Raw genomic sequence first — 6378 nt, forward strand, 5'->3', positions numbered from 1 at the left:
GGATCGGCGCTCTCCGGAAGCTCACCCCTTTCCACGCCAAGCCGCATGCGCTTTTCGATCTCGTCGTCGAAATCGTTGAGGCTGCGGCCGAGCACCTCGCGGACCCGCTCATGCTGGACCGCCTCGGCCGATGCCGTGCCGATCAGGAGACAGCCGCGGGCGGCGGTTTCACCATGCAGATAGATCGCCAGCGCACCCGCATAGACGCGGGCGATATTGTCGCGCAGCGGCAATGACGGGTCGAGCGCTTCGGCGAGCGTATTCATGCCGTCCTGCCGATAGCCCTCGAGCGTATCGAGATAAAGATCCTCCTTGTCGCCGAAGGCGCCGTAAAGGCTTGGGCGGTTGAGGTTGGTCGCAGCACTCAGATTATCAAGCGAGGCGGCGGCAAACCCCCTGTCCCAGAAGACATCGCGTGCCTTTCCGAGCGCCGCCTTGGCGTCGAAGGCCCTCGGCCGGCCACGCTTCTTCTCGTCTTTCATATTTGTACCGCTTCGCATTAAATTCTTGACGAGAGTCATTTTATGCGAAACAGTACAGATGTTCAACACCATCGACGGGCGGCATCGACCGTCTGCGTGAGAGAGGAAATCCGCAATGAAACTTTATATGCACGCCGCGGCCTGCTCGCTTTCGCCGCACATCATCTGCCGGGAGCTGGGGCTCGATATCGAGCTCGTCCAAGTCGACCGGCAGACCCACAGGACAAGCACCGGCGAGAATTACCTCGCGATCAACGGCAACGGTTATGTGCCGGCGCTGGTGCTCGACGACGGCAAGGTGCTGACGGAGGGGCCGGCGATCGTGCAGTTCCTCGCCGACAGCGTGCCCGAAGGGGCAGCCCTGTTGCCTGAGGTCGGCAACATCCGCCGCAACGAGGTGCAATCCTATCTCAACTTCATCACCGCCGAGCTGCACAAGCCGATGGTGCTGCTCTTCGATCCGACTTATTCCAGTGTTCATGGGGAGGTCCGCGCGCTGATATCGAAGCGGCTGACATGGTTGAACGGCCGTCTTACCGGACCCTATCTCACCGGCGATGCCTTCACGGTGGCGGATGCCTACCTCTTCGTCTGCCTGAACTGGTCACCCTGGACCCACATCGATCTCAAGCAATGGCAGGCGCTGCACACCTTCATGGCCCGCGTGGCGGCGCGGCCAAAGGTGCGCGAGGCGCTGCAGGCCGAAGATCTCGAAGCCTTCGATGCCGACGGCGTCTATTTCGCGCCGCATGCCTATCTCGCTTCATCAGGACGGACGGGCGAGCCGGTCAGGCCGTAAACCCCGGATCGCGCCCGCGCGCATCCCGCCCTTCGACGACCGTCAGAGAGCGCTGACCGCCACCGGCAAAGCGCGCTTGTGGGCAGTCGCCCGATAGGCGGCGAGGATGCGGCGGCGGGCGATCTCGCCGACCGGCTTGCCTTCGAGGAAATCGTCGATCTCGTCATAGCTCACGCCATAGGCCTCCTCGTCGGGGCGCAGCGGCCGCTGGTCCTCGAGATCGGCTGTGGGCACCTTGAACACCAGTTCGTCCGGGGCGCCGAGCCGCTTTGCCAGCAGGCGGACGCGGCGCTTGTTGAGGCCGGCGAGCGGCAGGATATCGGCGGCGCCATCGCCGAACTTGGTGAAGAAGCCCATGACCGCCTCGGCCGCATGATCGGTGCCGATGACGAGGCTGCCAAGCGCCCCGGCAAGGGCGAACTGGGCGATCATGCGCTGGCGCGCCTTGATATTGCCGAGGATGAAATCCTGGCGGCCGGCATCGGCAAAGGCGAGGCCGCCGTCCTGCGCGGCGGCAAGCATCGCATCCGCCGGCGCCTTGATGTTGACCACCATCGAGCGGTCGGCGCCGATCGTTTCCAGCGCCCTTCCCGCATCCGCCTCGTCCGCCTGGACACCATAGGGAAGGCGCACGGCAATGAATTCGGCCGCATGGCCGCTGTCACGCAGCTCGCGCACCGCCTTCTGAGCCAGCAGCGCCGCCGTCAGTGAATCGACGCCGCCGCTGATGCCGAGGACGTAGCCGCGCATGCCCGAGGCGACGAGATAATCCTTGAGGAAAGCGGTTCGCCGTTCGATCTCCCGCTCAGGGTCGATATCGGCGGCGACACCCAGTTCGCGGATGATCTCGCCTTGTTCGTCGAACAGCACGGTCATAAGCCTCTTCCTCCCCGCTTACGGAATTTCGGCGCCACTATGGCGAAAAGATGGGGGAAGACGAAGCCGTTTAGGGCAGACCTGCCATGCATTTTATGCAAGTGGGCTGTCTGGTATCTCGGTGGGTGGACGCAGATCTCGATTCTGCGAGAGGCGGCCGCGCCGACCCTGCGCTTGCGCTTCGGGCGTTCGCCACTGCACGATTCACTGGATCGATTGCTCCCGCTTTGCGGGATCGTGGCTCACTCTTCACTCTCGCTGCGGCCGTGGGCCCAGTCCATGTAGAGATCCAGCGCCTTGCGGGTGACCGGGCCTTCCTGGAGATCGCGGTCGTCGAGACGGATGACGCCGACGACTTTGGAATAGTTGCCGGTGGTGAAGATCTCGTCGGCTTGCATGAAATCCTCGACGGAGAGCGTTGCTTCGTGCACGTCGAAACCGGCCTTGCGCAGCAGGTCGATGACGCGGGCGCGGGTGATGCCGGCGAGGAAGGTTCGGTTGGCGGCCGGCGTCATCACTACGCCGTCCTTGACCATGAAGACGTTCGAGGAGGCGGTCTCGACGACGTTGCCGTTCAGGTCGCGCACCAGCGCATTGTCGAAACCGCGGCTGCGTGCCTCGGCGATCATGCGGCCGCTGTTTGGATAGAGCGAGCCAGTCTTTGCCTCGGTCATCGCCGTTTCCGGCGACGGGCGGCGATAGGGCGAGACGGTGAGGCTGGTGCCGCCATGGCCGCCCATCGGCGCCTCGAACAGGCAGAGCGCGAAGCGGGTCGAGTCCCCATCGACCGAGACGACGCTGCCCGGCGAACCGTGCTCGCCCCAATACATCGGCTTGATGTAGATCGCCGTGGCGCCATCGAATTTCGCGACGCCTTCCCAGGCAAGTGCCACAATCTCCTCGGCTGATTTCACCGGCTTCAGGCCCATGGCGAGCGCCGAGCGGTTGATGCGCTGGCAGTGCAGGTCGAGATCCGGCGCGATGCCGTCGAACCAGCGGGCGCCGTCGAAGACCGTGGAGCCGAGCCACATGGCATGCGAGGTCGGCCCGATCAGCGGCGGATTGCCGGGAAGCCACTCCCCGTCGACATGAGTCCAAGTGGTTGAACGGGGTGATGTATCGACGGCCATGATGGTTTCCTCCTGAAGCCGGAGAAGGAAAAACCGCCGCGGCAAGCCGGGTCAAGGACAAATCGGGGCAGGAAACGCGGAAGCAAGAAAATGCCGAGGAATGGCGCCAGGCCGCAATATTCGTGCGCAGCGATGGCAGCGTCATCGATGGGTGCATCAGCAAAAATGATGGAATGGAATGTTGGAATGGCTGGCTGCCGCATGCGATGATGGGCGCAACAGCGGATGAGCAGCAAGGAAAACGCCGATGAGAGCCATGTTCTACGAAGCCTTCGAACAGGCGCCCGAAATCCGCACCGTTGCCGATCCGACACCGACAGAAGACGGTGTCGTCATAGCGGTCGGGGCCAGCGGGCTCTGCCGCAGCGACTGGCACGGCTGGATGGGCCACGACCCGGATATCCGCCTGCCGCATGTGCCGGGACACGAGCTTGCAGGGCAGATCGTCGCCACCGGCCGCGGCGTGATGCGTTTCAAGGTGGGCGACCGGGTGACCGTGCCCTTCGTTTCCGGCTGCGGCCATTGCAGCGAATGCCATTCCGGCAACCAGCAGGTCTGCCCGAACCAGTTCCAGCCGGGCTTCACCCATTGGGGATCGTTCGCCGAATATGTGGCGATCGATTATGCCGACACCAATCTGGTGCACCTGCCCGATACGATCGATGATGCGACGGCGGCAAGCCTCGGCTGCCGCTTCGCCACCTCGTTTCGCGCCGTCGCCGACCAGGCGCGCACCGGGCCTGGCGAATGGATCGCCGTGCATGGCTGCGGCGGTGTCGGCCTGTCGGCGATCATGATCGCCACGGCGCTCGGGGCGAATGCGATCGGCATCGATATATCCGAGGAGAAACTCGCCTTCGCGCGGGATTGCGGGGCGGTAGCGACGGTCAATGCATCCGGCGTCGCCGACGTGGCGGAGGCGGTGCGCGAGATCACCAAGGGCGGCGCGCATGTCTCGATCGACGCGCTCGGCCATCCCGTTACCTGCTTCAACTCGATCAAGAACCTGCGCCGGCGCGGGCGGCACGTGCAGGTGGGACTGATGCTCGGCGAGCATGCGACGCCGTCGATTCCGATGGCGCAGGTGATCGGCCACGAGCTGGAAATCTACGGCAGCCACGGCATGCAAGCCTGGCGCTACGATGCCATGCTGTCGATGCTTTCCGCCGGCAAGATCGCGCCGCAGAAGCTGATCGGACGCCGCGTCAGCCTCGAGGAGGCCGTGCCGGCGCTGATGGCGCTCGACAAGGCTGAGGCTACGGGGATCAGCGTGATTACCCGATTTTCATGAGGGCATTCCACCCTCTCCTCGTGTGACGAGCGCAGGACGGAGCAAGAGGGTTTCGTCCGATATGTCTTGCTCCTACTGAGAAGCAAGGACCGAGACATTGCCACGATTCCGCTTCTCCCCAGCGGGGAGAAGATGCCGGCAGGCAGATGAGAGGGTGAGCGGCAAAGCCGCGAATGCTCGTAGCGCAAGCGAAGAGCAATGAATGGCGTGCCGTGTGGCCCCCTCATCCGACCCTGCGGGCCACCTTCTCCCCGCTGGGGAGAAGAGGGAGCAAGCCGCGACCCTAGCCGGCCGGGCAACAGACGCTATTCAGCCACGCCGATCGACGCGAGAAAAGCTGATGAAGCCGGGATCTTCGACTTGTCCTTGATCTCGATGATGAGGCGCGGATTGCTTTCGAGTTTGGCAAGGGCCGCGAAGACGGCGTGCCAGTGGATCGAGCCTTCGCCGAGGCTCCAGTGGCGATCGGCATATCCGTCTGCATCCTGCAGGTGGACATGCTGGAGGCGATTGCCGGCGGCCTTGACGTAATAATCGACCGGCGGAGCGCCGGTATAGCCATGGGCATAATGGGCGTGGCCGGTATCAATCGAGACGGCGACGGCGGGCGAGTTGAAGCTCTCGGCAAGCGCCACGCGAATGTGCGGATCCTTGTCCTCGATGTTCTCGATGACCATGGTGCAGCCGATATCCTCGGCACGCCTGACGGCGTCGCGCAGGGTCATGTGCGTGCGCTCGACCAGAGCTTCGCGGGCGCCGGTATTGTCGTCGAGATTGTTGTAGGACCAGGAGGTGTAAGGGCTGTGGATGACCATATGGGTCGCGCCGATGGCGGCGCAGACATCGAGGCCCTGCAGCAGGCGCCGGGTGACGATGGCGCGGATATCCGGATCCTCCGAGGCGATGGTGAAGCCCCAGAACGGGCCGTGAATGCCGAGGCGGCCGCCATGACCGTCGAGAAGCCGCCTGGCACGGGCGGCAAGCGGCGCCCAGTCGCCGTTCAGAACCTCGGCATCGACGAAGCTCTGCAATTCGAGATCGCGGGACTTTTCGAACAGCCAGTCACGGTGAAGTTCGACTTCATCGAGCGTCATGGCGGCGCCGACGACGGGAAGAGAGGACATGGATGCGCTCCATCAATGTGAATGATCAATGTGAATGCCGGGACGGCGTGGAAGGACGGCCCCAAGAACGGCCGCCGCGTTCTATGCGCCCCTTCTGTGTCGGCGGTATTACAGGCGCAGAGCCTTTCGAATCCCTCCGGCCCCCTTCATTTCCGCATAGCTGATGCCGCATTGGCGGACCTTGCGGAAACGCCCCGCCATACCGATATCCGCCCCGACAGTCTCGTGACGCAGTGGCGCGCGCGGCGCTGAACCCCTGGCAACGGAGCCGCTTGTTCATCGCTTCGGCTGATGTAGCGCGCTTGTTTGAAAGCGTTCGGCGGTGTTACCCCCAACAACAGGGCGGGTTGTCAAAGGCGTCGCAAAGGTCTAACGGCTGCGCCCGCAAGAAAAAGCCCATAAGAAGAAGCCCTGTAAGAAAAAGAAAGAGACATGATGTCCAACTCATTTGTGAAAATGCATGCAAGCGACGAGGCCAAGCGGTTTTTCGTCCTTGGCGACAGGGTAGAGCGGCGGCTTAGAATCAGCGGAACCTGGCTCAATATCTTCGACGTCACCGTGCCACCAGGCAGCCGGACGCCGAAGCATGCCCATGCGAGCCCCGAAGTGTTCCGCATCATCGAGGGAAACCTGACGATCTGGCGCCTGAGCGACAGCGGCCCCGAAGAGATCGAGG

6 protein-coding genes and 1 pseudogene are annotated in these 6378 nt (G+C 63.5%); 3 read left to right on the top strand and 4 right to left on the bottom strand.

Going from position 1 to position 6378, the window contains the following annotated elements; genetic code table 11:
* A partial coding sequence (locus tag FY112_RS04570; RefSeq protein ID WP_151517824.1) for a TetR/AcrR family transcriptional regulator occupies window positions 1–482 on the bottom strand: 482 nt, incomplete at its 3' end.
* Between the two features lie 115 nt (window positions 483–597).
* Between FY112_RS04570 and gstA the strand changes: the two genes are divergently transcribed.
* Window positions 598–1281 (top strand): glutathione transferase GstA, encoded by a 684-nt coding sequence (gstA, locus tag FY112_RS04575; protein ID WP_017959583.1) that lies wholly within the window; start codon window positions 598–600, stop codon window positions 1279–1281.
* 42 nt (window positions 1282–1323) lie between these two features.
* Here the strand turns inward: gstA and nadE are convergent, their stop codons facing one another.
* Both nadE and FY112_RS04585 read right to left on the bottom strand, forming a co-directional pair.
* Entirely contained in the window at window positions 1324–2157 is an 834-nt protein-coding gene (nadE, locus tag FY112_RS04580) for an ammonia-dependent NAD(+) synthetase (RefSeq protein WP_012756608.1), read from the bottom strand.
* 242 nt (window positions 2158–2399) lie between these two features.
* Window positions 2400–3287, bottom strand: a complete 888-nt coding sequence (locus FY112_RS04585; RefSeq protein WP_094086421.1) for a branched-chain amino acid aminotransferase — start codon at window positions 3285–3287, stop codon at window positions 2400–2402.
* 247 nt (window positions 3288–3534) lie between these two features.
* On the opposite strand from FY112_RS04585, the gene FY112_RS04590 reads away from it, so the two are divergent.
* Window positions 3535–4578: a zinc-dependent alcohol dehydrogenase family protein gene (locus FY112_RS04590; RefSeq protein ID WP_094086422.1), complete on the top strand. Its 1044-nt coding sequence runs from the start codon at window positions 3535–3537 to the stop codon at window positions 4576–4578.
* 305 nt (window positions 4579–4883) lie between these two features.
* Here the strand turns inward: FY112_RS04590 and FY112_RS04600 are convergent, their stop codons facing one another.
* Window positions 4884–5702, bottom strand: coding sequence for a sugar phosphate isomerase/epimerase family protein (locus FY112_RS04600; RefSeq protein WP_131624213.1), 819 nt, complete (start codon window positions 5700–5702; stop codon window positions 4884–4886).
* A 432-nt stretch (window positions 5703–6134) separates the two neighbouring features.
* On the opposite strand from FY112_RS04600, the pseudogene FY112_RS37415 reads away from it, so the two are divergent.
* Window positions 6135–6378, top strand: a pseudogene (locus FY112_RS37415) (cupin domain-containing protein); the annotation flags it as partial.

The organism is Rhizobium sp. PEPV16 (assembly GCF_008919455.1).
Lineage (GTDB): Bacteria > Pseudomonadota > Alphaproteobacteria > Rhizobiales > Rhizobiaceae > Rhizobium > Rhizobium leguminosarum_Q.